Annotated in this window: 1 protein-coding gene; it reads right to left on the bottom strand. The window is 34.1% G+C overall.

Annotation, left to right across the window (positions count from 1 at the left end):
* Positions 1-214 precede the first annotated feature (214 nt).
* Entirely contained in the window at positions 215-790 is a 576-nt protein-coding gene (locus tag ACE1ET_RS20505; protein WP_375730296.1) for an immunity 53 family protein, read from the bottom strand.
* Positions 791-897 lie beyond the last annotated feature (107 nt).

The following is an 897-nucleotide window of genomic DNA, read 5'->3' as shown; positions in this document are numbered from 1 at the left end:
CTTCTTGCTTCAGCTTAAAGAGGGTGGAGGTCAGTTCATAAGATCTCAAACTACTAATCCCGGTATTACATACAACGTTCCCGCGGTATGGTGTCGTGGCAGTTTCTGTCCGATAGGATAGGAACTGTCAGGACGAAAAGAGCCGGCAGCGAACGTTGAATTATTTGGTTTAAAAGTACTGCCATGCACTATTACCGTGTGTTGTACCCAGTTTTTATTTCTTTGTTGTCAGTATCAAATTACTATCGGTAACCTCAATATCTGTTTTGACTTTATCTCCAACTTTAAAATTCAATTTCAATTGATCCAGATCTATTTGAGTAAAATCGATCATTTTGTTATCCTTAACTTTAATCAATGAAAATTCAACTTTGGGAATTTCTGATAATTCAATTATATCTTCAGATATCATATATCCTAATGCTGGAGTCCATATTGGATATTTATACCCTTTCAATGGTAAATAGATCTTATATTTAAAATTCTTATTAGCTAGAGATGGAATTATCTCATTTAAAAAAATATTTAATGTTAGGTCTAAATTTTCAGGACCACAAAAAATTTCTAATACTTGATTCTCTATCCTCAATTTATACCAATCATTTTCATTTAATTCATTTTGGTAATCCTTATTAAAATTTATGTTTTCAAGTGCAGTTTCTCGCAGATCAATTCGAACTGTCCAACCAGGATTATCTAATGTAGAAATAGAAATGCCATACGTATGTTCCCAATCATTATTACAATTGGTCTTATACCAGTCTTGAATCCTTTCTAAAGTGTTTTTCATATTTGCACCATCATTTCTTAAATTGGGTACAACGTTCCCGCGGTATGCTGTCGTGGCAGTTTCTTTCCGACGGGAAAGGAACTGTCAGGACAAAAGAGACAGCCTGC

This window comes from Quyinboa mangrovi, assembly GCF_042219825.1.
In the GTDB taxonomy this organism is placed as follows: domain Bacteria; phylum Bacteroidota; class Bacteroidia; order Bacteroidales; family UBA5342; genus JBHJHP01.
This window is presented reverse-complemented; position numbering and strand designations above follow the sequence as displayed.